The following is a 26,898-nucleotide window of genomic DNA, read 5'->3' on the forward strand; positions in this document are numbered from 1 at the left end:
TCACTCCCCTTTACGCCAAAACTCATCAGTTCGCCATGCTGCAAAACCGGTTCGATCAGGTGTTACACCACCAATCTGATGAGAATGTGCATCTAAAACATTGTTAAAACCCCAAATCAGTAAGCCACCTTGTTCATGCTGAATTTGCTGTGCCTCATGCACCAGAACTTTGCGTTTTTCCAGATCAGGCTGTTGCAATGCGTGATGCACCAGCTCCGTAAAACGGGCTTGATTAAAACGGGTTTTGTTATTGGCTGCACCGGGTCCATCAATCTGCAATACCGTCAATAAAAATGGACGAGAAACATTTGAACCTGTACTCAATGCCCAATCTTGTTTGACTGCATCTGCAAATGTTGCAGCTTCAACTTGTTTAACGTTTACAATCACGCCAGCTTGCGCTGCATGTTGCGCAAACACCAAGGCGGCATTGCTATCTGGTCCTGTATATAAATCAACTTTTAAGTTTTGATCAAAACCAGCGGCTTTTAATAGTGTTTTAGCTTTGGCTAAATCTTGCTTACGCTGTGGAATTTCATGGTTATAAACAGGATCACTAAATGAATACAGATCGTTGGCAATTCGCCCTTGTCCCGCCAATGCCCGTTTCACTAAATCATCCCGATTGGCAATCAAACGAAATGCTTGTCTGACACGAGGATCATTAAACGGTGCTTTAGTGGTATTCATGTCAAAGGATTGCCAAGCATCTGTTTCAGATGAAACAACACTCAGTCGTTTATTGGCTTGAATCAAAGATAAATGCTCGGCACTAATACCCGATGCAATATCAATTTGCCCTGATTGCAAAGCAGCAAGACGCCCGGTTTGGTCTTTAAAATCTATAATTTCAATGGCATCTGCATAAGGCTGATTCTCTTTCCAATAATTTTCAAAACGTACGAAACGGGAACGTTGACCTGGGGTAAAACTTTCCAGTTTAAACGGGCCTGCTCCGACGACATTCTTGATTGGATCATAATCTGTTGGAACAATACCGCCCCAACTCATCCATGCTTCAGGTAAGGCTACTAAGCCTTTGTCTTGAGCAAATGGAATTTCAACGGTGTAATCATCACGCTTTTTAATTGCATCGCGCTGTAGTGAATACAGATAAGTCGCAAAGGGAGACGCCAGTTTAGGATCTGTCAAACGACGTAAAGAGAAAATGACATCATCGGCTGTAATGGTTTTACCATGATGAAACTCAAGCCCTTTCTTTAACCGAATCGTCCATTTAGTCCCATCCTCATTGGGTTCTGCAAATTCAGCAAGCGCCAATTTAGGTTGAATATCTCGCCCCCACTCCCATAATTTGGCATATAACGGCCAACCTCTAAAGGCACTCGACATTCCAATCGGCTTATGGGCATCTAAATTTCCAGCTTGATTACCATTAATCACCCCAATTTTGATCACTCCACCTTTTTGCGGTGTGGCATGCTGGCTTGTATGTGCAGCAGCTTCATTTGCTGCTGAGGAATCGGAACGAGAACACCCGATCAGGCTTGCTGCTGCAATCGTACCTAGACCTAAACCAGTATTTTTAATTAATGCTCTACGCGTAATTTTACTCATAGGATTCTCCTTTTAAACCACAGTTTCTTGATTCAACAGAGAATCTACAGAGGAGCGTTTTTTTAACTTCGGTAACTCAAAACCATGATCGAGCTCAAGTAGAGGAAACAACAAGTCTGCAACACGGTAAACTTCAGTAATTAAAGGAAAACCCGACAAAATAAATGCAGATGTACCGTAGCTTTCATATTCTTTAATACGTTGAGCAATATTTTCAGCGCTCCCGACCAATGCGGTCCCCGCAGCGGGATTTAAGATATCAAAACCAAACAGTGATGGCCCTGTCCAAATATTTGGATAAATTTCAAAATCTTTAGCTTGAGGTAATATCCCCTGACGTAAGCGTTCTAAATTTTTTTGAACAATCGGGTTATTACTTTGATAGCTTTCAAAAGTTTCATTGGGTGGAAGCTGACGTTTTACTGCTTCAATCGCATAATTCACATCAATTTTATCGAGTAGAGACTGCGCGTATTGCCACGCTTCTTCTTCGGTTTCACGAACAATAATTTGTAAGCGAGTTCCATACTGCAAAGTTCGCCCAACTTTAGCGGCTTCTTTTGCAACCTTACTGAATTTTTCTCCCAGCAGCGGCGGTGTGTTGGCAAAGCTTAAATACACATCCAGCAATTCCACTGAATGTTGTACCCCTTTCGCTGATGTGCCAGCGCCCCACAGCGGTACGCCTTGTTTTTGGGTTGCCCCATGCCATTTTGACATCGGTGAAGCACCCTCTTGACGTGGAGCCACTTGAATAAACTCACCTTGAAAACCAGATTTATCACCTAAATAATTCTGTTGAAATGTGCTCCAGTATTCTTTACTAAAGTCATAGCGTTCATCATGTGAATAATGAATACCCAAAGCGGCAAGTCCCTGATCATTGCCATTGACCACATTAAACAACAAACGTCCCTGAGAGAATGCATCAAAAGTTTGTGCATATTTGGCTAAAACTGCGGGTTGAACTTCACCTGGATGCTGTGCAACCAAAAACTTCAGGCGTTCAGTAAAAGGAATTAAACTCGCAGCAACCGCCAGTGTTTCATACTCACTTGTACCCATGAGCGAACCGTAAAACCCCAGACGATCTGCGGTAATTGCAATTTGTTGCAAATGTTCATAATCGGTATCCCAGCGTCCCGACTCCAACCAAGGATAGGGACCATCAGGAGAGGTGAGATACCATAAAAGTTTTACAGCCATAATATTCTCTATATTTGTTTTAAATCATGTTTCTAATGGAGTGGAAGTAATCCCAGTGATTTTGCTTTTTCAGTCAATCCGCTCATTTTCCACTGTTGCTGTAACACCCCTTGCCCATATTCACGACTTCCTCCAACCAGTTCTGCTAACAGTTGAATTTGAGCACCTTCTTCAAGCAATAAAATAAATTCAGCAGTTTCCTGTAGACCTTGACGCCCCCAAACTGTGGCACCGCCATTGGCTTCCAAAATAGCCCGATGCTCAATATCAATCTTGAGTTGATCTAAAATGAAATCGACTTCTGCCTGACGGCGATCGATATAAATCGGTAATTCATTAAATAAATGAAAACGCTGAACAGGCACATATCGAATCGGTAGGGTTCGGTGTGTTTGAGCCCAAGCACCTAAATTCGGTGCATGTACATGAGAGATTGTGGTGACATCTGCATGTTCACGAAACAGTTTGTTATAACGGCCACCAGCACCTTTTCGTCCCAATAAAACTTCACCATCAAGTTTTTCTACCAGTACTTTGCTTTTTTTATCTCGTGACCAAGGACCTGCATAGTTAAAGGTCACCAAGGTATTCTCAGGGGCGCGTTCAACAAAATTGACCGTGCCATTGGCAGTGATTGTGCCCGTCTCACGGAACACCTCAAATGCAAATTCAGCTTTTTCACGGTTGCATTCAATAAAATCATTGAGTTCAGGGGAAAGTGGCGATTGAATCAGTGTAGTCATGATAAATATCCTGTTTTAACGTTGTTTATTTTGGCGACGCTTTAAAACTTCGAGTAATGGGCGATGATCGACCCATGTATCAAGATCTACGTCTTTTTCAAGGAAGCCATGTAACCAAAGAAAATCTTTTTGTTGTTTTAAAAGCTCAAGGCGTTCTTCACTTAATGAAGGGTGTAAAGATTTATGGAAATTATTACGATACGCTGTAGCCACACTTTCAGCACCCGCAATGGTTTCATCTTGTAGAATAACCAGCACTTCATCTAAATGATCTTCTGCCCAGTCTGCGGTATCAAAAAGCTCTTCCAGAAAATCCACGACGACATCAAAGTGATGTTCCAATAAATCTTCATGTACCGTGATAGGACGAGGTGTCCCGTTGTTCACACGTGAAGTCACATCTGCAAATTGATCTAAATCGATACCGACTTTTAAACCACGTTTGGTGGCTGCCTCAACAGCCGATGCCCCTTTGACATATACGGCATCGACCTCACCTGTAATCAAGGCATCAAGGCCTGACCAATAGGCACTGGCGTCACGATCTTGTTTCGATTCAGCTCGCTCAGGAACTTCAATAAAATCAACATCACGAAAACTTAAATTTGCAAGTTGTAAAGCCCCTCGAATACCTTGCAATGACATGGCTCTAAAAATACTACCTGCACGTTTATCGGCATATTCAGGTAAAGCCACTTTGGCATTTTTTAAGTCTTCAGGTTGACGAATTGCTGAATCAGGTCGAACAATAATCACTTGCCATTCATCAATCCAAGTTAATCCAATCAGACGACTTGGGGCACCTTCTGAACGTGCAGCCAAAGCAGGTACATTGCCACCCTCACGGAATAAAGCCGGAAGCTGATGATCAAAATGATGCACAGACAAGCCTTTACGCGCATCTTGCAATACCGCAACATCAATACCATGTCGCTCAAATTTTTCGACTAAGGTGCCGCGCTTTAATGAGATTCCTGTTGCAGTGGGTACTGGACATCGTGTGACCCAAATTTCAGATAAAGTACTTTTTACAAATTCTTTAGAATTTTCTTTTTTATCGACGACAAGTGACATAGGTATTCCTTAAGATACTTCCAATTTCATATCACTTGTATTGAGCAGCTTTTATGCCAATATTTATTTTTATAATTTTCAATGTCTTATGCAAAATATAATTTTAATAAATGTTTAGATTTCATCACTTGTTTTAGATTTAGTGTTGTTTTATCAACAGCGCTTTAAGCAAGCCTGCCTTGAGCCCCCCATCCGCTTTATTTTTGATTGAACAGATTTATATGATTTAAAGTGCCTCATTGAATCAACATACAGCACCATATAAAAATATAGTGCTGTATCGCTTAAATTAAAAATCGATAGAAGCCGACAGCATATAAGTTCGAGGCGCACCTAAGGCTAAACTGGACAATTGTGGCATGCCCCAATACGCCTTATTGGTCACGTTATTGATACTCGCAGCTAAGCTCAGTGGAAAACTTGAAACATTGGTCTTATATCTCGCCCCAACATCAAACAGTGTTCGTCCAGAAGCATGTAGTGTATTTTCCTGATTGATATATTGCTTTGAAACTGCTGTGGCATTTCCAGTCAAGGTTAAACCCTGCAACATCGAAATATCCCACTCCATGCCTAATTTCGCCTGTTGCTTGGCAACCCCAGTCGCAGTATTGCCTTGATTTTTACCACCTGCAGTTTTGGTTAATTCAGGATCAATATAGGCAACACCACCGATTACACGAAGATTCGCAATAGGTGCTCCAAAGAAGCTCCATTCAATTCCTCTATTGCGCTGCTCGCCATCAGCAGTAAAAATATTGCTGACGGGATCGGTATAGCTACTTGGTTTTTCAATTTCAAACAGACTCAAAGTATTTGAGAATTTCCCTAAATCCATTTTAATCCCAAGCTCTTTTTGCTTTGTTTTAAAAGGCGCAAAAACTTCACCCGCATTTGCCGCAGTATACGGTGCGGTTGAGCCTTGGCTTAAGCCTTCTATATAGTTTGCATATAAGGAAATATGCGCTGTGGCTTTAAACAATATCGCAGCCCCAGGTGTGGTGGCACTTTCATCATAACGTGATGTCCGACTGCCTGTAACAATATTAAAAGCTTCACTCAGCACATTCTGTTGTCGTACACCCAAGGTCAATTGGACTTGATCTTGAGCAAAAGATAAGGTGTCCGCAATCCCATAACTGTTTAAACGAGATGCTGTTTTAGAAATATGTGGCGCATTAAAGCGAACTGGATTTCCCCAAACTGGATGATAAAGATTGGTGATCCATTCAGCCCCAGCCACATTTCTTACCCCATAGTCATTTTGATCATGTTGGTAATACGTTGCATTGACAACCCATTGGTGACCAATAGATCCTGTATCAAATTTTCCTTTTATGCCCAGATCAGCTGATTTCTTTTCAAGGTCAAAAGCCAACTGACCAATCTTGGTTTCAAGCCTGCCTTGACTGTCGAGCACGGTCGCTGACATGGCACCATTATATTTATAATCAGTTTTACTTTGTCCATAAGTGGCATATGCCATAACTCGATCACTCAAGTCATATTCGCCACGAAGCATAGCGCCCTTATCTTTGGTTTCAACAAAAGACCATTCTGGATTTAATAGTGTGTCTGGTTTTGGTGGTTTAGGAATCGCAACCCCTGAGAGTAAATTAATCCCACGGTTGACACCATCTACTCGATCCTCAGCTGTATAGAGATCTGCTGAAATACGTGCACGTTCGCCACGCCAATCCACACCTAAAGAAACTAAGGCTGTTTTTTTATCTTGGTCTTTAATTGCCCCTGTTCCATCACGATATACTGTATTTAAACGTACACCAAAATCTTTATTTTGACCGAAACATCTGCCAATATCGAGATGACCACCGAACTGTGAATCAGACATATAGGTCGCGGTAAAACGTTGCAATGGATCATCGCCTGCACGCTTGCTGACTAAATTGACCATGCCCCCCACCGATCCCGCTGGCGGCATACCATTGAGTAATGCTGTAGGTCCTTTGAGGACCTCGATTCGTTCAAACATTTCGGGAGAGGTTCGATAAAAAGGTGTGATGCCAAACATGCCGTTCATTGACATATCACTTGTACTCGAAGCAAAGCCACGAATATAGTAGTTTTCACTCCAGCCGCCACTGGCACCATTGGTAAATACTGATGGGTCGGTTTTAGCAATGACATCGGTAATATCTTTTGCCTGTTGATTTTCAATATATTGGTCTGTATAGCCAATGTTATTAAATGGCGTTTCTAAGAAGCCTTTCTCACCTAAAAAACCCAACTTATTCTGCGAAGAAATCTGCCCCGCTAAAACACTGTTTTTTTCATTCACAGCTTGTACATGGATGGTGGGTAAATTTTGCAATGCCTCTTGATCTGATGATGGCAGATCAGGTGTTTGCGCATGAATTGTTGAGATCGGAATCACCAAAGTTAGTCCGAAACCCAACAACATTTGAGCAGAAATCAAGTTTTTCAGTTTAAATTGCGGGCTTAAATCTCGGCGCTGTGGTTTCAAAGCGTGTTGAAAAAGTCGACGACCATATTTCATATACAAATTTCCTTTCATTTTTTAAGCACAAGTTTCCCTATCACACTTTTTTTATTGAAAAGTATGCTGTAGTCACTTGTTCACGGTATGGGTGTTTTGGCTAGAGCTTATCTGGCTATAAATTTATCGTGTAAAGACCTAACTCATAGCTGATACCCCTTGATGACATCATCAATTAAAATATGCATGGAGGTTGGGCTTGCCGCAGTGATGTACCAAGCATCTGCATCAACAAAAACCACTTTGCCATTTTTCCATGCTTTGGTTTGGCGTAATAAAGGATTACTCATCCGCTCAGCATCAATCGTCGGACGATGTTCCATGACAGCTGTACGATCGACGATATACAAAATATCGGGATCAGCCTGTTTGATAAATTCACTAGAAATCGGTTGACCATGCAAACTTGTATCTACCACTGTACTGGCTGGTTTTACCCCGAATGCATTAAATACAAAGCCATAACGTGACTGAACCCCAAAGTTGCTAAAGGCACCATTGTTATGTAAGACCACCAAAGCTTTTTCAGGACGATTTGCAGTTATTTTTCGTACTTCTGCTAATTTGGCATCCAATGCATCTACTTTTTGCGTCGCCAATTGCTGTTGATTAAAGATCTGGCCTAAAGTGATCAAATGCGCTTTAATCGCCTCAATGTGATGCTGCTGACTGTTATTGAAATTGATGTCATAGTGCACAGTTGGAGCAATTTTACTCAACGCTTGATACTGATTTGCTTGCAGTGGCGTCATTAAGATGATGTCTGGTTTGAGTGTGTAAATCCGTTCCATATTGGGTTGAACAATCGCACCTAGATCTTGAACCTTTTGATCATCTTTATACTTTTGCAAAAAATGCGGTACATAATCTTTGGGCATACCCGCAATAGGAATACTCAGTTGATCAAGAAAATCAGCTTCATTCATATCCAATACCGCAGCACGTTGAGGATGATAGGCAATGCTGGTGGTTCCTAGTTCATGTTTAACCATGATCGGGGTTGCTAATTTTTGAGCGCCTTGGTTCGCATCAGCAGCAGGTTTTTTGTCACATCCCGATAAGCTGATTGCGGCTATCATGCTCAGTGCCAGAGTCCAGCCGTTATTTTTCCATTTCATGTGTATTCAAGCTCCTGTTGAGTTGAAGTAGTTGCACATACAGCCTTGTTCACTGTAGGTAATTTCAAAATCAAGTTCATATAAATCATCTAATTGTTGCGCAGTAATCACCTGTTTGACTGGACCACTAAAACGCAGTTTGCCATTCTTCAATGCAACAATATGGTCAGAATAATTCGCTGCAAAATTGATGTCATGAATCACCAGAATCACGGTACGCCCCTGTTCATCACATAAACGACGTAATGCATGCATGATCTGAACAGCATGTTTCATATCAAGGTTATTTAAAGGCTCGTCCAATAAAAGCACCTCAGTCTGCTGAGCAATGGTCATCGCCAGAAAAGCCATCTGCCGTTGGCCTCCACTCAATTCATCGATATAGGCTTTACGTAATGCTTCTAAATTTAGAAATTGAATTGCCTCATCAATCACCTGATGATCGTTTGCGGTCAAAGCACCACCGCTATAAGGGAACCGCCCAAATGACACCAGTTCTTCTACGCTCATGCGTAAGTTAAAGCTTGGAGACTGTCGTAAGGTTGCAACATATTTGGCATATTCAGCCGTTCGGATCTGGGTAATATCTTTCTGCTGAAATAAAATTTGACCTTGATCAGGGCTCGATAAATTCGCCAGCATCATCAATAATGTTGATTTACCCGCCCCATTTGGACCAATGAGTGAAGTCACCTGCTTTTCAGGAAATTCAATATTGACATCCGAAAGCACACTTTTTCCCCCATAGGATTTATGGATATTACGCACCCTAATCATGAAACACCTCTGGCACGAACTGTCAGTACAAGAAAGTACACACCACATACCAAATTGACTAAAATACTGACTGTCGTTTTATAATTAAAAACATACTCAACTAAAATCTGAGCGAGAATAAATATAGCAATCGCTACAACACAGCCGATAGCTAAGGTAAATTTATGTTGATGTGTTCCTGCGAGTGCATAAGCAATATTGGCAATAAACACCCCCATAAATGCGGTAGGGCCAATCAAGCTGGTTGAAATTGCAACCAAGATCGCAATCAAGGCAAGATAAAATTTGACGTATTGATGATGATCAATCCCCAATGAAATTGCCTGTTCACGACCGAGCACCATCACATCCAAAACAGCATATTTTTTTCTGAGTAACCCAAGAACCATAACAACCGTCACCACTGTATAAATTAATGTTTCAGGTTGAGAACGATTAAATGAGGCATAGCTGAGTCCTTGAAATACTGAAAACTCACCGGGGCTTATTTTGAGCTGGATAAACTGAGTGACGGTACTAATCACCATGGTGAGTACTAAGCCAAATAACAGCAGTTGAAAGACATCATTGCGCACTCGGGTCAACAACCAGCGGTGCATTGCCCACGAATAAAACAGCATCAGCAAGATTGAAACAAAGAAATTTCCATTTAAACCCAGCCATGACAATCCAGAAGTGCCAAGAAAAAACAGCAACATGACCTGCCATAACAAATAGACGGTTTCATAGCCCATGATGGATGGGGTTAAAATACGATTGCCGACGATGGTCTGAAAGATAATCGAAGAAAATGCAACACATATTCCGCCAAGCACGATGGTGGCGAGCCGAACCAGCCGTTGCGGAATGACATAAGCAAAATCTAATCCTGCATTTAGAAAGACAAACAATACCGCCAGCACCAGTACGCCGAATACCAGCAGCGATAGCTTCAACTTTGTCACGATCGAAGCCCCCTCAGAATCAATATCAGGAATAAAACCCCACCAACACCACCAGCAGTTAAACCGATAGGCACTTCAAAGGGATAAAGTACAGAGCGTCCGATAAGGTCACAGACCAGCAGTAAAGAAGCACCTGCCAAAGCCACAATGGGTAAGGTTTTTGCCAAGTTTTCGCCATACATCAAGGCAACCAGATTGGGAACCACCAATCCGACAAAAGGAATAGCGCCAACGGTAATCACCGTTGCTGCAGAAGTGATTGCAACCAGCAACAAACCAATTGCAGCCATCCTTGCATAGCCTAGCCCCAGACTTGAGGCCATCTCCTCGCCCATCCCCAGTACCGTAAAGCGATGAGCAAAAACATAGCTCAGTACCACGATGGGCAAGATGATATAAATCATTTCATAGTGGCCTTGAATGACTCTTGAAAAGTCCCCCATCAGCCAGCCTTGCATGCTCTGCAAAATATTATTGCGATAAGCATAGAACTCTGCCAATGCACTCAATATGCCGCCATACATCAAACCAATCACGGGCACTAAAACGGTATTCCTAAATTGGATACGGCGAATGATGGCGATATAAATCAGACTGGCAAGAAAACAAAAAAGCATCGCAAACAGCATTTTACTGAGCACACTTGCGGCTGGAATAAGCGTTAATGACACTAAAATTCCAAGCTTGGCTGCATCCAAACTCCCAGTTGTACCCGGTTCAACAAAACGATTTCGGACAATATGCTGTAAGATCACACCACACACTGACAAGCCCACACCCGTTAATACAATCGTGATCAAACGTGGAATCCGACTTGCACTAAGGGTGAGCCATGCATCACTGGATGCAGAAAATAAATCTGACCATGCGATTTGCTGAGCACCCAGCAGTAAGGATGCGATGCACAACATACCAAACAGCAACAATAAAACGACAGGCATTAGGCATGCTCTCCGACCTGTACATTTTTGCCTAGTCGCCATCCTTTAACCGCCTGCCCCTGCGCTAAATAACGGGCATAATGTCCATGCAACAAGCGTAATTGTGCGGGTGTTCCCTGCTCAATCACTCGGCCTTTTTCCAATACCGCGATGTGATCTGCAGCAGCAATTGTCGAGAGTTGATGTGCGATCACCAATATTGTTTTTTGACCCCGTAAGCGATTCAGCAATTCACAAATAATCGCCTGATTTTCTGCATCTAAAGCAGCAGTTGCTTCATCCACCAAAAGAATAGGTGCGTCTTTAATCAATGCGCGTGCAATGGTAATCCGTTGTCGTTCACCGCCTGATAGTCGTACACCACCCTCTCCCACCATGCTTTCAAGACCATCAGGAAGGCGCGCCAGCATTTCTGTGATGCCCGCTTGCTGGACTGCCTGCATCACCTGTTCATCGGTTGCATTGGCTTTACCCATACGAATATTCTGAGCAATCGAGCCCGAAAACAAATAGTTGTCTTGGAAGATTTGACTGATCTGTGTAGTCAGTTGTTCATAACGTAATTGCTTGACATCCACCCCACCTAACAGCACTTGCCCTTGATTGACATCAAAAAAACGAGCAACGAGCTTGGCTAAAGTGGTTTTTCCAGAACCAGAAGCACCTATCAGCGCCATCATACTGCCTGAAGGGATATATAAATCCACACCCTTTAAGACATCAGGCTCATCCTCTGCATAACGGAATTGAACATTTTTAAATTCAATCGATGCATCATTGGGGCTTTTAGAAATCTCAACTTGTGCTAATGCTTTGGCGTTAAAAATCTGTTGTATGGCTTCAAGTTGACTGCCTGCACTACGCAATACTTCGCTATAGCTTGCAACCTCAAGCAAGGTGTCAATAAATCGACAAACGAGGAGCAGTGAAACGGTAATGTTAACAATGTCTGCCAATAAGAGCTGATTTGCGCTGTGGATGTTTAGCCAAAACACCGTAACAATCAAAAATAGCGCAAACACAATTTGAATGGCCCAGCTATTCAATACCGCAGATAAGGACGACATTAAAATAAGCTTTAAACCGAAATGTCGTTGCTGGTCTACAGCTTGATGAATAAATCGGGTGCTACGACCTTCACCATTAAAAGCACGTAAAACGGATTGAGCTTGCGCGAACTCCACCATACGTTGGCTTGTTTCAGCAAAACTCTGTTGGTATCGCTCATCTGTAAAACGAGCAATTTTGCTGGTCAATCTAAAGACCAGCACAATCAACGGAAGCGCAACCAATGCAATTAAGCCGAACACACCATGTATACATAACAATGCGATGACAATGACCAAAGGCGTGATCACACTGCTAATCACAGGGGTAAAAACGTGTGCTGGTAATTGTGCAACCGACATCATGCCTTGAGTGACAAGATGATTGAATTGAGTGGTATTTTGTTGGGTAAACCAACCGACTGGTAGACTTGCGGCATGATGCCCCAAACGCAGACGGGCATTTTCTAAAACAGCAATACCAACCGCAATTCCCATTTGCTCCACTACGCGGCGAAGACACCAACACAGGATGATTGCAAAAAATAATAAGATCAGCCAAAGCGCCATTTGATCAAGATTAGCAAGCATCAATTGAGACAAAATCAACGCCAACATGATCAAGCTCAGGCCACAAAACACAGCATATACAACTGCCATCGCCAGATAACGGTGAAGAATAGTGACATCATCACCCAGCAATTGAGAAAAGGTTTTTAGCATGATGCTTCTCCCATTTGCGTGTGAACATGCTTTTCGGTATAGGACCATAATTGGTGATATAAACCTTGCTGAGCGAACAACGCTTCATGGGTCCCCTGTTCAACAATTTGTCCTTGATCAAGGACAAGAATTTGGTCAGCATTCATAATGGTATCTAAACGATGTGCAATAACTAAAAGGGTTCGACCTTGAGCAAATTTTGAAAGTGCATCCTGAATTGCAATTTCATTTTCAATATCAGCGGCAGCTGTGGCCTCGTCCAGCACCAATATCGGGGGGTCCAGTAAAATTGCTCTGGCAATACTGATCCTTTGTCGTTCCCCTCCTGACAACTGGGCATCTTTCCCCACAATAGATTGATAGCCCTGCGGCAACGCCATAATTCGATCATGAATATTTGCCGCCTTTGCTGCGTGTTCTATTTCTTGTTGGCTAGCATTTAGACGTCCGAGTGCAATATTGTCACGTACACTGGCATGAATGAGACGGGTATCCTGCAAAACAAATCCGATCTGTTGATAAAGTGTGGTGGTTTGAATATCGCGTAGATCTACGCCACCAAGCATGATCTTTCCTGCAACAGGATCAAAAAAGCGAAGCAACAGCTGAGCAATGGTTGACTTCCCTGCACCCGATGGACCGACAATTGCAGTGATGGTTCCAGACTTAAGTGAAAAATTCAGATCCGATAGCACTTGATGCTGCGCTGTATAGCCATAGCTGACTTGATGAAAATCAATACTGCTGTCTTTAATCTGTAATTTTGGATTTCCTATAGCCATTGGCAATACTGGTGTATCCAATAATGCCAAAATTCGCTGCGCGGCAGCCTGACTGGCCTGTAGATCATGTAATAAGGTATGCAACAATAAAACAGGGGCACAGATGGTTGGTGTAATCAACATAAAAGGCAGTAAATTTATGGGTTTAAGCCAACCCAAAGAAATCAATAGTGTTCCACTCAGCAGTACAACACCTAAGATGGTGATCGGTGAAATCATCGCATGGGCATGCGCCATAGATTTGACTAAGGGACGAGTAAATATTCGAAAAGCATCTGCAAAGGAATGAACGGCCTGCTGATAGCCCTGTGAAGCCTGACCAGTTTTGCCAAAGGTTTTGACGACGGGTATCGCATGGATAAATTCAACAGTGGCACTATTGATCTGACCCAGCTGAGTGGCAAATTGCTGAATATTATTTCCACTGGCACGCATGGCCTTACGTAAAAATATGACAAAGCCTAAAAATGGCAACAATGCTAAAATTGCCATACGCCAATCCATCATCAATAGAAAAATTACAGCAACACTAATTGTGCCGAATGCACGTCCAACAGCGGGATAAAAATGTGCAGTTAAACTATGCAGTAGACCAATGTCATCCTGCATGATTTGTTTAACTTCTCCCGAACTTCTGCCTGTAAACCAGCCCAAAGGAACTTGGGTCAGATGCTGGGTTATATTGCTTTGCAATTGCCCAGTAATTTCATGATCAGCCAAATGCGCGATTAACTCACTGACAGTCAACAAAAGCATGCCGAGCAACAAACACCCGATACTGAGTAACATCATCCATAGGATTTTATCGTCACCCTGTTGTGCTCCACCAAGTGTGGTTACTTCGGTAAATATAGTACTGATCACCCATGTAATCGCGATCAAAGGCACCAAGGTGAGCATTGAACCAACCGCTGCTGTGACCGAAGCCAAAATTAACTTGAGCCGAATTGGATGCAATATAAAATTCAATGGATTTGAATACTGAGCCTGAACTTCTTTTACATGACTTGCACACATAACAGTAAAAATCCTGTGTCTGATCGTTCATATCCATTCGCTTTTGGTCAGTTGATTCTGCCTAAAACTTCGCTAGATATGCCATCAAACAATAATGAGAATTAATATCAATAGATTTAGTTGCATTGTAGTAAACTAATTAAGCAAAGTAAACGATTTGACCCTCATCCATTCACATGGCAACATTAAAAAATTAATTTTTACGGAATAAATATGTCTTCTCTGAGCAAACCGTCTTCTCGCGGTCGCCCACGTACCATCACCCATGAACGCATCATGAATGCTGGGATTGAGATCGGTTTATTGAACCTTACATTTGTTGGCGTTGCAGCTGCACTTGGGGTCAGTCATATGGCGTTATACAAACATATTGCCAGTTTAGAAGACCTCAAATATTTGATTGCAGAAGAAATTTTTATTCGTTGGGAAATACCGCAGCCTTTAGAAAAAAATCCGATTCCATTAAAACAATATCTGTTTGAATTTATGCATTCAATTCGGGAACTGGTGAAGTCCAACCCTGGTTTTACCCCCTATTTAATTCGTCGCATGGCATCTACACCTTCGATGATTGCCAAAATTGAAAAACATCATCATCAAGTTGCGGCGGCTTATTCTCTTTCTGAAAAGCAGGCAGGCTGGTTAAATGCAACCATTGCATTTCACTGTATCGCGGTTGCAGATACGATTTATTCTGTGGCGGGTAAAGAACCGATTAAAGACACACAACGTGCCGCTGAAGAAGCAGAAATGGAGGCGGAATTTATCCAGAGTATGGAAGCATTAATCATTGGGGCACTAACCATGATCAATCAAAGAGATGATTTAAAATAACCAGATATAAGACTTTATAGATTCAGGCTGTCTTGAACAGCTGATTCGCTAAGCTCATTGTGCAATGGCGAAGCTACAAATTAAATTTTCCCTAAATTAAAAAAATCAGTCTTGAATGGACAAGACTGATTTTTAAAAAGCATGATGAAAAGAACGTATTTATGCAGATAAATCCACACATAGATATTTCATTTCGAGATATTCATCAATACCAAATTTAGAACCTTCACGTCCCAGACCTGATTGTTTAATTCCACCAAATGGCGCAACTTCATTTGAAATAGCACCAGTATTAATACCAACCATGCCATATTCCAATGCTTCACCTACACGCCATTGACGTGCTGAACTCTGTGTAAACACATAAGTCGCCAGTCCAAACTCCGTATCATTTGCCATTGCCACAACTTGTTCTTCATTGCTGAAACGGAATAATGCAGCCAAAGGACCAAAGGTTTCTTGTTTTGCAACGTGCATGTCTTGAGTCACCTCAGTTAACACCGTCGGCTCAAAGAAAGTTCCGCCTAAACTTGAACGTTTTCCGCCAATTTTAATCTGTGCCCCTTTGCTGATTGCATCTGCAATATGTGATTGCACTTTAGCAACAGCATCTTCATCAATTAAAGGGCCTTGAGTTGAGCCTTCTTGACGACCATCGCCAACTTGTAAGTTCGCCACAGCAGCCGTCAATTTTTCAGCCAATGCATCGTAAATACCATCTTGTACATAGATACGATTCGCGCAAACACAGGTCTGACCACTATTGCGGAATTTACTCAGCATAATGCCTTGTACGGCTTGTTCCAGATTGGCATCATCAAAAACCAGTACTGGTGCGTTGCCACCAAGCTCCAGTGATAATTTTTTGATTGTTGGCGCACACTGTTGCATTAAAATACGGCCCACTTGAGTTGAACCCGTAAAACTCAACTTTTTAACAGTATCACTTTCACACAGTGTTTTACCAACTTCAATTGCATCACCACTGATATGAAGCAATACATCTTGTGGCAAACCCGCTTGCACTGCCAAGACTTCTAAAGCATACGCAGTTAATGGCGTTTGCTCCGCAGGCTTAACCAGCATCGAACAACCCGCAGCAATGGCAGGCGCAGCTTTACGGGTAATCATCGCCGCAGGGAAATTCCATGGCGTAATCGCAGCTGTTACCCCAATCGCTTGCTTAATAACCAGCAAACGCTGATTTGGCTGTGTTGGGGTCAGTACCTCACCATCAATACGACGCGCCTGTTCGGCAAACCAGCGAATAAATGATGCCGCATAAGTAATTTCACCACGTGCTTCCAACAAAGGCTTACCTTGCTCTGCGGTCAAAATTTGTGCGAGTTGCTCCTGATTTTGCAAAATCAAGTTGTACCATGCCCACAACACATCCGCACGCTGCAAGGCTGTTTTTGCTTTCCACATTCTTTGTGCAGCTTGTGAACGGATAATTGCTTGTTCGACCGCCTGACGATCATATGCTTTCACCCATGCTAATGGCACATGAGTTGCAGCATCACTCACTTCGATGTAACCACCATTTAACGGTTGTTCAAAGTGAATATCTGCATGCTGTAATAAATATTTCAAATGATCTTGAAGCATTTCAATCTCCCATTTCTTATGATGCAACCAGTTATGCTGCAACCAGCGTTGCAAACCCTTGTTTTAAAATAGCGAGACCATCTTTGAATTGCGCTGTTGGAATTGTTAATGGGTATAAGAAACGAATGACATTACCATTGCGGCCACAAGTTAAAATCAGTAAGCCATTTTCCATTGCATGCGTCTGTATAGCTTTTGCTTGTTCAGCTGTTTCTAGTTCAATTGCAACCATTGAACCCAAAGCGCGAATATCGGTAACAATGCTGGTGGTGGCCTTAATTGTATTTAATACTGAAACCAACTCAGCACCCAATACATTGGCGCGATCACATAGATTTTCACTTTCAATAACATCAATAACTGCATGTGCTGCAGCAACCGCAATTGGACTGCCCGCATAAGTACCGCCTAACCCGCCAGGATTCGGTGCATCCATCACATCAGCACGACCAACTACACCTGAGATAGGGAAACCACCACCTAAGCTTTTTGCCATAGTGATGAGGTCAGCTTTAGTTTCATAGTAATTCATAGCAAATAATTTGCCTGTGCGTGCAAAACCAGACTGAACCTCATCTGCGATCAGCAAAATACCATGCAAGTCACATAGTGCACGTAAACGCGTTAAGAATTCCGCTGGGGCCACATTGAAGCCACCTTCCCCTTGCACAGGTTCAAGTACAATTGCAGCCACATCATGTGCAGCAATATCTTCAGCAAAAATATCTTCAATGCTTTGAATTGCGTCATCAATCGTAATGCCTTTCGACGCCACTGGATAACGCGCATGGAAAACGCCTCCAGGCATCACACCGAAATCACGTTTATAAGGTGCTGTTTTACCTGTCATTGCCATGGTCATAAATGAGCGACCATGGAATCCATTTCCAAAAGTTACAATACCGTGGCGACGTGTATATGAACGGGCAATTTTTACTGCATTTTCTACAGCTTCTGCGCCCGTAGAAAAGAATGAAGTTTTTGCAGGACCATCTATCGGGGCGCGTTGATTAATACGCTCGGCAAGAGATACATAACTTTCATAAGGTACAACTTGATATGCTGTATGGGTAAATTTTGTTAATTGTTCAGTAACAGCAGCAATAATTTTAGGATGACGATGACCTGTGTTTAGTACCGCAATTCCACCAGCAAAATCGATAAATTGATTGCCTTCAAGATCCCAAATTGTCGCATTTTCTGCTTTCTCCGCATACCATTGACACATGACACCAACTCCTCGAGGTGTTGCCTGCTGTTTACGCGTATTCAAAGCAGAGTGTTTACTGTCCATTTTATATCCTCAATCTTGATTCATACATGATAAAATTTCAGCATCCATATCACCCAATTGATGATATGCAAATGACATGTTGATTTGTCTTATTGTGCGCTTTTATGGGTATGAAACGAGAGCCACTTTAATTAAGTGCGAGAGAGCCAATGTATACACTTGCTCTATTTTTTAAAAAATTAAAATTCAATAAATACGGATAAATCTTAGCTTTAAAATTAGCTGATAAAAAAATGGCACCTTTTAAAAGGTGCCATTGTTTAAGTTATGCGAAAAAACTAAAAACTATAAATAAACAGTAAATTAAGGAGTTTACTCTGCCCCGATGCATCGCCCTTTGCTAGAGAATTGGCATCACCACCAATAAATACATCATTTTTCCCCACGATATATTCTGCTGCTAACGAAAATTGCTTTATGTCCATATGTGCACCGAGGATTTGCCGGGTTGATGTGGCAAAATCTGACTTATTTTTATCAAACACGGTATAGCTATAATAAGGGGTAATATCATAATCTCTATAAAAATCATTGATATGATAATCAATATTCGCTACATAGTAGTTGCTTTTGTTGGCAACAAAATATTTAGATTCAAATGAACCAACCGTTGTATAATCTGTAGCGTTTAATGACTTGGTATCACTACGATTCTGCCCAGCGGTCAAGGTTAAATTCGCCTTTTGGTAATTTAAGCGACCAAAAACATTCCATGCATGACGATGACCCGTTTGCCCATTACTATTATTTTCCAAATCCGAATACCAATACGATCCCCCTACATTGAATTGAACAGGATAATCATCGAACTGAATTTTCTGATTAATCCGTGCAACCCACATATTTTTTTCTTCGATATTCTCTGTCGTTGTATTTTCAGGCTCAACATAATTGGCTGCATAACGCGCTGAATCTCCACCACCTCCTGCAAAACTTCCACCATCACGAGCAAAATAAGCCAAGTCCAAAACAGTATTGGTGCTGAGTTGCTGCTGCCAATTGATTCCTAAATTATGCACATCTTCTAAACCGGCATTGTCCAATAAACTCCCGTACCAACTACTGGTCCAGAAACGACCTATACCAAAAGGCATATCCTGTAGTCCAAGCCTAATCCTGCTCGTATCACTTAACTTATAACCAAGATTGGCATTGACCAAAGTTGAAAAATCACACAAGGTATCATTTTGATAGCAGCGATATTCCACGCCACCAAACAAGGTCTTGGCATCATATTTTAAATCGAGTTTCGCAGCGTTAAACTTTAATTTATGGTCACTGTCCGAATAATCTTTATCTTGGTAATTCGCACGTACCCACCCTGACACCGTCAGTTTCCCCAATGCCGTATCAGCATTTCCCCAAGAAAGATCCTCAGCATAAATAGCCGTAGATACCGTCATTACGCTGAGCAGCGTAACCAACAAAATCAATTTTACTGGAATATCAGGCCTTAGACTCCACTTCTGGCAGTTCAGCATACCTCTCTTTTTGCTAAATTGATCTTCGCTAAGTGCATCAAAATATGCAGATGGCTGAAGATCATTATTCCAAGTAATTGCCCCTTGTTGCTTATGTGTAAAATCGCTCACTATCTTGTTCATTATATGATCCTATTTTTGTATGTAGACGCATTTCCTCGCGACTGCAAAAAACTAAAAATGATGTAGCCTTGTTGATATTTACGATTCCCTAAGTTTTAGCAGCACAATCTGAGCTAAAAAATAAGCTTGATTTTTTTGCTTGGGCTTTTAGTCAGATCTGTGTATATTTTTTTCTGCCATTTACGGGTTGCTATTTTTCAGCCAGAGATGAAGCAATTTTTTAACAATCATGGTCTGACTAGATCATTTTGCACGTGTTGACAGTGTGCCCACGAGAGCCATTTTCAATTTGTAGGAGAGAGCCAATTGCGTAGCTTGCTTGGAGATTATTTACTACAACGATTGCAGCAAGATATCGATGGAACCTTGCAGTTACGGCTATTTCGCTGCTTACGCAATGCCATAATTGATGGTGTATTGGCACCTAAAACCCGTTTACCTGCATCGCGTGACTTGGCAAAAGAAATTAAAGTTTCTCGCAATACCGTGTTAAGCGCGTATGAACAATTACAAGCACAAGGTTATGTAAATGCCCGTACTGGACAAGGGACTTGGGTCGCAGACGAATTACCTGAATCTTTTTTAGTTAAAGCAGAAAATCCCCATCAGCCCATTCAAGAAAAAAAATCTCAGCAAAGTTACAGCTTATCTCAACGTGGTTCTTACTTAATCGGCTATTCCGCTGCATCACCCTATCAATGGGGGGCATTTGTACCAGGCGAACCTGATGTAACTGAATTTCCGCATCATATTTTTAGCCGAATTCAGACCCGTTTAAGCCGTGAACCAGAAATTAATCAATTAATTTATAGCAATGCTGGTGGCAGTTTGGAGCTACGTCAGGAACTCGCGGAATACCTCAAAATTGCGCGTTCAGTTCAATGTGATGCAGACCAAATCATCATTACCGAAGGTACCCACCAAGCTATTGATTTAGTTTCGCGGACCTTGACTGATATCGGTGATGAAGTTTGGATCGAAGACCCGGCTTATTGGGGAGCCCGCAATATTCTACGCATTAATGGGGTTAATTTACGTTCACTGCCAGTTGACCAAGATGGGATTATTCCAGACCTTCATCCTCAATGCCCGCCTAAGCTGATCTTCGTTACGCCATCTCACCAGTATCCATTGGGTTCACATCTAAGTCTTGAACGCAGAAAACAGCTGATCGCGTTTGCACGTCAACATCAATGCTGGATTGTTGAAGATGATTATGACAGTGAGTTCAGATTTTCAGGACAACCCTATCCCTCTTTACAAGGCTTAGAACCAGATTCACCCGTCATTTACATGGGAACATTCAGTAAAACCATTTATCCAGCGCTACGTATTGGTTATTTGGTCGTGCCCAAAAAACTGTTTTCACCATTACGCATCGTCTCAGCAGAGCTCTATCGAGGTGGACATCTAATCGATCAAAAAGTATTGGCTGAGTTTATTCGTGAGGGGCATTATGGCGCACATATTCGACGTATGCGTTTACTTTATAGCAAACGCCATGCATTTTTAATTGATTTAATTTACCGTCATTTAGGTCAAGATTTCCTACATGAATACAATACAGCAGCAGGTTTACACCTTATTTTAAAATTACCAAGTCACAGTGATGATGTCTTGATTGCATCGAACGCGCTTGATCAAGGGGTAAAAGTCAGAGCACTGTCACAATACTATACAAAACAATACTCTACTCAACAGAAAGGTCTATTGCTCGGTTTCGCCTGTGTTAATGAACAAGCCATTTTTGTCGCTTTCGGTATTTTACTGAAATGCTTACGTGATGTTGGTATTCCGACGCTCAATCATTAAAAAATCAGAGATCCATTAAAATTTCATTTTAAAGTTTAACTTCATTTTTACCCGCTTTAAAACCTCAACACAACCATAGAATATTGTTCATTTTATTGAGCAACTTGATTTTTCTGTACATTTTTTTCCTCGCCCTTTTCACATTTTTAAAATAATTGGCTCCTTTGAATAGATAAAAAGTGGCTCTCGTCACCTGATAACAAAAAAGCCAAATTAATCGAATACATAAAAAGTATGTAAACAGTTTAGTCGCCAAAGGGTAATCCTTCCCCTGTTTACAAAATATGCGATTGAGCAAAGTTAACCTCATCTTCATTCAGTGCTTAATCATTTAGCTGCATTTCAAAGGATAGATCATTAAAAAATAGCATAGCGCTCAACTGCAATTATATGCTTGATATTAAGGGAAATAATATGACTGGAAATCAATCTGCTTCCAAGCTAGATTCGCCACAAGGCTTAAAAAATGGACTTAAATCCCGCCACCTCACTATGATTTCGATTGCCGGTGTTATTGGCGGTGCATTATTTGTTGGCTCTGGAAATGTGATCTACGATGCAGGACCAGCTGCAATCCTTGCCTACACTTTCGGCGGATTATTGGTTCTACTGATCATGCGTATGCTGGGTGAAATGGCAGTACTGAATCCTGACAGTGGCTCATTTTCAACTTACGCAGACCGTGCCATTGGTCGTTGGGCTGGATTTTCGATTGGCTGGCTGTATTGGTCCTTTTGGACTTTACTGATGGGATGGGAAGCCTTTGTTGCAGGCAAAATTCTCAATAACTGGTTTCCATTTATTCCCATTTGGGGCTATATGCTCCTTGTTATTGTAAGTTTAGTTTGGATTAATTTACGCGATGTTAAAAACTATGGCGAATTTGAGTTTTGGTTTGCCTTAATCAAAGTCATTGCCATTATTCTATTCTTGGTGATCGGAAGTTTAGCCATCTTGCATATATGGCCTTGGGGCGATGCCGCAATGGTCGGTGGTGTTACGTATTTAACAGCTGAAGGGTTTATGCCAAATGGCTTTTCTTCAGTCATTACTGCCTTGCTCGGTGTAATGTTTGCCTATATGGGCGCAGAAATTGTGACTGTTGCAGCCGCTGAAACCAAAAATCCAGCCAAAGAAATCCGTAAAGCATCCAACTCAATCGTATGGCGGATCATTTTATTTTATGTCGGCTCAATGTTGATTACTGTTTGCTTAATTCCACATAACAACCCTTTATTAAAAGATCCAACTTGGGGGACATACAGTGTAACCCTAACAGCACTGGGTATTCCTGAAGCACGTCATATTGTCAATTTTGTGGTCTTGACCTCAGTATGTAGTTGCTTTAACTCGGCGCTTTACACCTGTTCTCGCATGGTATATTCGCTTTCTAAACGAGGAGATGCACCGAAGAGCTTTGCATTGACCAATCGTAATAACAGCCCATGGATTGGCGTCATTTTTTCGAGTCTGTTTTCATTCGTTGCCGTTTATTTTACCGCGACTGAAAGTATGAATATTTATGATGTACTCATGCTGACAACAGGTACAGTATCCCTCTATGTATATCTCGCAATTGCTTTTTCACAATTAAAGTTACGTAAAAAACTCGAAGCCGAAGGTGAACATATTCCATTTAAAATGTGGTTATTTCCTTGGCTGACCTATCTGGTGATTGTCTTTATTATTGGTGCATTAATTACAATGGTTATTGAAGGAACTTATTTTAAAGAAGTTGCATATACCAGTGTACTGGCCTTACTTATCGTAGGTCTTGGGATTTGTGCACAAAAGTTTAATTGGGGCGCTCATCAAGCATCAGAGAATAAGGCTTCACAAAGCAACGTTAAGCTCAGTGATAATAACTCTTAATACAACAGCAGAAATCAGCTTAAACCGATCTGTGAACAACATTCATATTTGTTCACAGATCATTTTCATTATTTGCTTGCTGACTCAATATTGGCATTCAATAAAGACACACTCAATTTACTAGGGATGCACAATAATTTTAACCGCAGATTCGTTGTTATGAATCAAGGTTTCAAAGCCTTGCGAAACCAAATCATCTAAAGCAATTCTTTGGGTAATAAAAGGTTCTAAATTAATTTTACCTTGCTCAACCAAGCGAATGGTTTCTTGATGATCATTGACATAGGCAATCGTGCCGCGAATATCCAGCTCTTTCATCACCACACTATGCACATTAATCGTTGCAGGATGACTCCAGATTGAGACTATCACCACCACACCGGTCGGTTTCATGGCTGCCACCAGTGTATCCATGACCTTATTGACACTACTGCATTCAAAAGCCACATCCACTCCACGGTCTTGGGTAATTTTCATTACTTCAGCCACAACATCCACTTGAGACGGATCTAGCACATAGTCGGCAACACCTGCTTCTAAGGCTTTTTCTTTACGTTTTGCACTGAGCTCGGTAATGATGACTGTTAAGCCTTTGGCCTTTAAAATTGCAGACAATAACAATCCAATCGGGCCCGCTCCACCAACCAAGGCAATATCACCTGACTGTGCTCCACTTCTTACAAAAGCATGATGTCCGACAGATAAAGGTTCAATCAATGCGGCTTGATCCAAGGGAATTTGGTCAGAAATGGGATGTACCCAACGGCGTTGTACCGCAATTTTTTCAGATAGCCCACCACCGCGACCACCTAGACCAATAAAATTCATATTTTTTGACAAGTGATAATTGTCATGTGGTCCAGTCGGAACATCATCAGCAATGATATAAGGCTCAACCACAACATGTTGCCCCACCTGAATATCATCCACGCCATCCCCTACAGCGTACACCACACCTGAAAACTCATGCCCCATGGTCACGGGTGCAGCTTCACCCGAAATCGGGTGCGGATGACCACACGGAGGAATAAAAATTGGACCATCGATAAATTCATGTAAATCTGTGCCACAAATACCACACCATGCGACTTGGATTCCAACAGTTCCTGGTTGTACCTGTGGTTCTGGAATATCCTCAATACGGATATCCCCTTTATCATAAAAACGAGCTGCTTTCATTGATGCATTCCTCATTCCAGTATTAACGATAAACCATTCCGCCATCGGTCAAAATTGACTGTCCAGTAATATAATCAGCATCCTCACTGGCTAGAAAAGCAACCAATGCGGCAACATCATTTGGGGTTTCGGCACGTCCTAAAGCAATTCCATCCACATATTTCTGATAAGTTTCACCAACGGGTGTACCAGTGATATCAGCAAAACGTTGATCTATCTCCACCCACATATCTGTACCGACTACACCGGGACAGTAACTATTTACCGTGATACCAGCACTGGCATATTCTTTTGCTGCAGTTTGAGTTAAGGCACGAACGGCAAATTTAGTGGCTGAATAGACACCAAGCAAGGCAAAACCTTCATGCCCAGCAATCGAACATGCATTGATGATTTTGCCAGAATGTTGGCGCTGTTTAAATTTATCAGCAGCGGCCTGAATCCCCCACAGCACACCACCTACATTGATATTCATAATCCGATTAAATTCATCTGGACTCACCTCCGCCAAGGCTTGGACTTGGGCAATCCCTGCATTATTAATAATGATATCAAAGCCATTTAATGTCGATTCTGCATGATCAATCGCACTGCTGATTTGTACAGGATCAGCAACATCTGCAATAAATGTGGTGGCTTTTACCCCAAATGCTTGAATCTCTTGCTGAACAGCAGTTAACTTTTCTTGGTGAAGATCAACCAAGGCAATATGTACGCCCTCTTGTGCCAAGCGTAAAGCAATACCGCGTCCTATGCCCTGTGCGGCACCTGTAATTAATGCGACTTTATTGTTTAGACCTCTAGGCATGTTGCGACTCCTTAAATATGGATTGCACGTTGCATTGCCGATAAAACCGACTCATGCATCGCCTCAGATAACGTAGGATGTGGGAAAATCACCTGTGCTAGGCTTTCATCAGTGGCTTCTAAATATTTAGCGATGGCAAAGCCCTGAATATGTTCAGTGACCTCATGACCCACCATGTGTGCCCCCAACAATTCCCCTGTTTCTTGATTAAAAATAGTTTTTACAAATCCTGTGGTCTCGCCTAAAGCCAAAGCTTTACCATTAGCTTGTAAAGGGAATTTACCTACATTGATTGTAAAACCTGCTGCTTTGGCTTTTTGCTCGCTTAGCCCAATACTTGCCACCTGCGGATGGGTAAAAATACACCCTGGAATTTGGCTACGATCTAAAGCATGTACATGCGTCAGCCCAGCAATTTTCTCCACACATAAAATTGCTTCATGACTGGCTTTATGTGCCAAGCATGGCGCACCTGCGACATCACCAATGGCATACACTCCAACCACATTGGTCTTACACCACGGATCAACTTTGATAAAACCATGCTCAAACTCAATACCCAATCTTTCTAAACCCAGATTTTGAGTGTTGGGTTGCACACCGATTGCAGAAAGGACCTTTTCAACAGTGATGGTTTGTAGACCGGTTGCAGTTTCAACATGACAATGCACTTGGTCTTTGTCGATTTCGATGTTTTGTACAGCCGCTTCAGTCAAAACCGTCATGCCATGCTGTTCAAATTGCTTTTGCACATATTTGGCAACTTCAAGGTCTTCACTGGGTAGGATCTGTTTGGCAATATCAACCAAGGTGACTTGGCAACCTAAGTCCTGATATAAACTGGCAAACTCGCTGCCAATGGCCCCTGAACCAATCACCAGAAGTGATTTCGGCAATTGTTCTGGGATTAAGGCCTCTTTATAACTCCATACATGCTGTCCATCGACAGGAACATGCGCTAAATTGGCGGCTCTAGCACCCGTTGCCACAATAATATGCGGTGCAGAAATCTGTTGTTTTTGACCCTTTGTATCAGTCAATTCTAAGCGTTCTTTCGCGATAAATTGAGCGCTTGCATTAAAAACAGTAACTTGATTCTTTTTCAGTAATTGGCCAATCCCTTGTACCAACTGTTCAGACACCTGACGGCTATGACGTACCAGTTGTTGGATATCAAAATCAATCGCGCCCAAAGAAAAACCAAACTGTTGTGAATGTTTAAATTGCTGTGCAAGTGCCGCGCCACTCAATAAAGCTTTGGTTGGAATACAGCCCCAATTCAGGCAAATGCCACCCAAATGCTGTTTTTCAACAATGGCGGTTTTTAAGCCCAGTTGGGCTGCACGAATCGCAGCCACATAGCCTCCTGGACCAGCGCCTATCACAATAAGATCAAATTGTGTGTCTGACATGCTCATGC

The 26,898-nt window shown here is 42.0% G+C and carries 20 protein-coding genes; 3 read left to right on the forward strand and 17 right to left on the reverse strand.

The features are described 5' to 3' along the window. The 11 genes from AC07U8_RS15920 to AC07U8_RS15970 form a co-directional block, all read right to left on the reverse strand. Positions 1–1,578 carry an ABC transporter substrate-binding protein gene (locus tag AC07U8_RS15920; RefSeq protein WP_494738265.1) on the reverse strand — a complete coding sequence of 526 codons (1,578 nt, stop codon included), beginning with the start codon at positions 1,576–1,578 and terminating at the stop codon, positions 1–3. A gap of 12 nt (positions 1,579–1,590) precedes the next feature. After that, positions 1,591–2,784 (reverse strand): LLM class flavin-dependent oxidoreductase, encoded by a 1,194-nt coding sequence (locus AC07U8_RS15925; RefSeq protein WP_034610645.1) that lies wholly within the window; start codon positions 2,782–2,784, stop codon positions 1,591–1,593. A gap of 32 nt (positions 2,785–2,816) precedes the next feature. Continuing rightward, the gene (locus AC07U8_RS15930; RefSeq protein WP_004823402.1) at positions 2,817–3,527 is read right to left on the reverse strand and encodes a class II aldolase/adducin family protein; all 711 of its coding nucleotides are present in this window, start codon (positions 3,525–3,527) and stop codon (positions 2,817–2,819) included. 15 nt (positions 3,528–3,542) lie between these two features. Next, positions 3,543–4,601 carry an ABC transporter substrate-binding protein gene (locus AC07U8_RS15935; protein WP_004823403.1) on the reverse strand — a complete coding sequence of 353 codons (1,059 nt, stop codon included), beginning with the start codon at positions 4,599–4,601 and terminating at the stop codon, positions 3,543–3,545. Between the two features lie 289 nt (positions 4,602–4,890). Beyond that, a complete protein-coding gene (locus AC07U8_RS15940; RefSeq protein WP_494738266.1) occupies positions 4,891–7,119 on the reverse strand; it encodes a TonB-dependent receptor in 2,229 nt (742 codons plus the stop codon). A gap of 143 nt (positions 7,120–7,262) precedes the next feature. Then, entirely contained in the window at positions 7,263–8,237 is a 975-nt protein-coding gene (locus AC07U8_RS15945; RefSeq protein WP_494738267.1) for a siderophore ABC transporter substrate-binding protein, read from the reverse strand. Positions 8,238–8,243: 6 nt separating this feature from the next. Then, on the reverse strand, positions 8,244–9,014 hold the full coding sequence (locus AC07U8_RS15950) for an iron ABC transporter ATP-binding protein (protein WP_056513049.1): 771 nt from the start codon (positions 9,012–9,014) through the stop codon (positions 8,244–8,246). Then, complete coding sequence (locus AC07U8_RS15955; protein ID WP_270383582.1) at positions 9,011–9,958, reverse strand: iron chelate uptake ABC transporter family permease subunit; 948 nt, start codon at positions 9,956–9,958, stop codon at positions 9,011–9,013. The genes AC07U8_RS15950 and AC07U8_RS15955 overlap by 4 nt, the downstream gene beginning before the upstream one ends. Continuing rightward, a complete protein-coding gene (locus AC07U8_RS15960; protein WP_239045127.1) occupies positions 9,955–10,899 on the reverse strand; it encodes an ABC transporter permease in 945 nt (314 codons plus the stop codon). Before AC07U8_RS15960 ends, AC07U8_RS15955 begins: the two co-directional genes overlap by 4 nt. Continuing rightward, positions 10,899–12,668, reverse strand: coding sequence for an ABC transporter ATP-binding protein (locus AC07U8_RS15965; RefSeq protein ID WP_239045126.1), 1,770 nt, complete (start codon positions 12,666–12,668; stop codon positions 10,899–10,901). Before AC07U8_RS15965 ends, AC07U8_RS15960 begins: the two co-directional genes overlap by 1 nt. Next, complete coding sequence (locus AC07U8_RS15970) at positions 12,662–14,467, reverse strand: ABC transporter ATP-binding protein (RefSeq protein WP_270383579.1); 1,806 nt, start codon at positions 14,465–14,467, stop codon at positions 12,662–12,664. The genes AC07U8_RS15965 and AC07U8_RS15970 overlap by 7 nt, the downstream gene beginning before the upstream one ends. Positions 14,468–14,680: 213 nt before the next feature. Between AC07U8_RS15970 and AC07U8_RS15975 the strand changes: the two genes are divergently transcribed. Further along, positions 14,681–15,301 carry a TetR/AcrR family transcriptional regulator gene (locus tag AC07U8_RS15975; RefSeq protein WP_004823413.1) on the forward strand — a complete coding sequence of 207 codons (621 nt, stop codon included), beginning with the start codon at positions 14,681–14,683 and terminating at the stop codon, positions 15,299–15,301. A 159-nt stretch (positions 15,302–15,460) separates the two neighbouring features. Here AC07U8_RS15975 and AC07U8_RS15980 read toward each other — a convergent pair whose 3' ends face one another. The 3 genes from AC07U8_RS15980 to AC07U8_RS15990 form a co-directional block, all read right to left on the reverse strand. Next, positions 15,461–16,909, reverse strand: a complete 1,449-nt coding sequence (locus AC07U8_RS15980; protein WP_270383576.1) for an NAD-dependent succinate-semialdehyde dehydrogenase — start codon at positions 16,907–16,909, stop codon at positions 15,461–15,463. Positions 16,910–16,940: 31 nt separating this feature from the next. Beyond that, on the reverse strand, positions 16,941–18,203 hold the full coding sequence (gabT, locus tag AC07U8_RS15985; RefSeq protein WP_239045123.1) for a 4-aminobutyrate--2-oxoglutarate transaminase: 1,263 nt from the start codon (positions 18,201–18,203) through the stop codon (positions 16,941–16,943). A 278-nt stretch (positions 18,204–18,481) separates the two neighbouring features. After that, positions 18,482–19,807, reverse strand: a complete 1,326-nt coding sequence (locus AC07U8_RS15990; RefSeq protein ID WP_239045122.1) for a hypothetical protein — start codon at positions 19,805–19,807, stop codon at positions 18,482–18,484. Positions 19,808–20,113: 306 nt separating this feature from the next. On the opposite strand from AC07U8_RS15990, the gene pdxR reads away from it, so the two are divergent. Both pdxR and AC07U8_RS16000 read left to right on the forward strand, forming a co-directional pair. Further along, entirely contained in the window at positions 20,114–21,619 is a 1,506-nt protein-coding gene (gene pdxR, locus AC07U8_RS15995) for a MocR-like pyridoxine biosynthesis transcription factor PdxR (protein ID WP_004823419.1), read from the forward strand. Between the two features lie 414 nt (positions 21,620–22,033). After that, positions 22,034–23,491 (forward strand): amino acid permease, encoded by a 1,458-nt coding sequence (locus tag AC07U8_RS16000; RefSeq protein WP_244013705.1) that lies wholly within the window; start codon positions 22,034–22,036, stop codon positions 23,489–23,491. Between the two features lie 120 nt (positions 23,492–23,611). On the opposite strand, the gene AC07U8_RS16005 is transcribed toward AC07U8_RS16000, so the two are convergent. The 3 genes from AC07U8_RS16005 to lpdA are packed head-to-tail and all read right to left on the reverse strand — an operon-like array spanning position 23,612 to position 26,890. After that, complete coding sequence (locus tag AC07U8_RS16005; RefSeq protein ID WP_056513081.1) at positions 23,612–24,670, reverse strand: 2,3-butanediol dehydrogenase; 1,059 nt, start codon at positions 24,668–24,670, stop codon at positions 23,612–23,614. A gap of 22 nt (positions 24,671–24,692) precedes the next feature. After that, positions 24,693–25,478: an acetoin reductase gene (locus AC07U8_RS16010; protein WP_096734883.1), complete on the reverse strand. Its 786-nt coding sequence runs from the start codon at positions 25,476–25,478 to the stop codon at positions 24,693–24,695. 11 nt (positions 25,479–25,489) lie between these two features. Continuing rightward, a complete protein-coding gene (gene lpdA, locus AC07U8_RS16015) occupies positions 25,490–26,890 on the reverse strand; it encodes a dihydrolipoyl dehydrogenase (RefSeq protein ID WP_270383565.1) in 1,401 nt (466 codons plus the stop codon). Positions 26,891–26,898: the final 8 nt, after the last annotated feature.

The organism is Acinetobacter sp. GW821-FHT01E09 (genome assembly GCF_059422385.1).

Coding starts and splice junctions, on each gene's coding strand:
- AC07U8_RS15930 (WP_004823402.1), bottom strand. CDS start 3,527: ATGACTACACTGATTCAATCGCCACTTTCCCCTGAACTCAATGATTTT.
- AC07U8_RS15920 (WP_494738265.1), bottom strand. CDS start 1,578: ATGAGTAAAATTACGCGTAGAGCATTAATTAAAAATACTGGTTTAGGT.
- AC07U8_RS15965 (WP_239045126.1), bottom strand. CDS start 12,668: ATGCTAAAAACCTTTTCTCAATTGCTGGGTGATGATGTCACTATTCTT.
- lpdA (WP_270383565.1), bottom strand. CDS start 26,890: ATGTCAGACACACAATTTGATCTTATTGTGATAGGCGCTGGTCCAGGA.
- AC07U8_RS16000 (WP_244013705.1), top strand. CDS start 22,034: ATGACTGGAAATCAATCTGCTTCCAAGCTAGATTCGCCACAAGGCTTA.
- AC07U8_RS15975 (WP_004823413.1), top strand. CDS start 14,681: ATGTCTTCTCTGAGCAAACCGTCTTCTCGCGGTCGCCCACGTACCATC.
- gabT (WP_239045123.1), bottom strand. CDS start 18,203: ATGGACAGTAAACACTCTGCTTTGAATACGCGTAAACAGCAGGCAACA.
- AC07U8_RS15990 (WP_239045122.1), bottom strand. CDS start 19,807: ATGAACAAGATAGTGAGCGATTTTACACATAAGCAACAAGGGGCAATT.
- AC07U8_RS15960 (WP_239045127.1), bottom strand. CDS start 10,899: ATGCCTGTCGTTTTATTGTTGCTGTTTGGTATGTTGTGCATCGCATCC.
- AC07U8_RS16005 (WP_056513081.1), bottom strand. CDS start 24,670: ATGAAAGCAGCTCGTTTTTATGATAAAGGGGATATCCGTATTGAGGAT.
- AC07U8_RS15935 (WP_004823403.1), bottom strand. CDS start 4,601: ATGTCACTTGTCGTCGATAAAAAAGAAAATTCTAAAGAATTTGTAAAA.
- AC07U8_RS15980 (WP_270383576.1), bottom strand. CDS start 16,909: ATGCTTCAAGATCATTTGAAATATTTATTACAGCATGCAGATATTCAC.
- AC07U8_RS15950 (WP_056513049.1), bottom strand. CDS start 9,014: ATGATTAGGGTGCGTAATATCCATAAATCCTATGGGGGAAAAAGTGTG.
- AC07U8_RS15945 (WP_494738267.1), bottom strand. CDS start 8,237: ATGAAATGGAAAAATAACGGCTGGACTCTGGCACTGAGCATGATAGCC.
- AC07U8_RS15940 (WP_494738266.1), bottom strand. CDS start 7,119: ATGAAATATGGTCGTCGACTTTTTCAACACGCTTTGAAACCACAGCGC.
- AC07U8_RS15925 (WP_034610645.1), bottom strand. CDS start 2,784: ATGGCTGTAAAACTTTTATGGTATCTCACCTCTCCTGATGGTCCCTAT.
- AC07U8_RS16010 (WP_096734883.1), bottom strand. CDS start 25,478: ATGCCTAGAGGTCTAAACAATAAAGTCGCATTAATTACAGGTGCCGCA.
- AC07U8_RS15970 (WP_270383579.1), bottom strand. CDS start 14,467: ATGTGTGCAAGTCATGTAAAAGAAGTTCAGGCTCAGTATTCAAATCCA.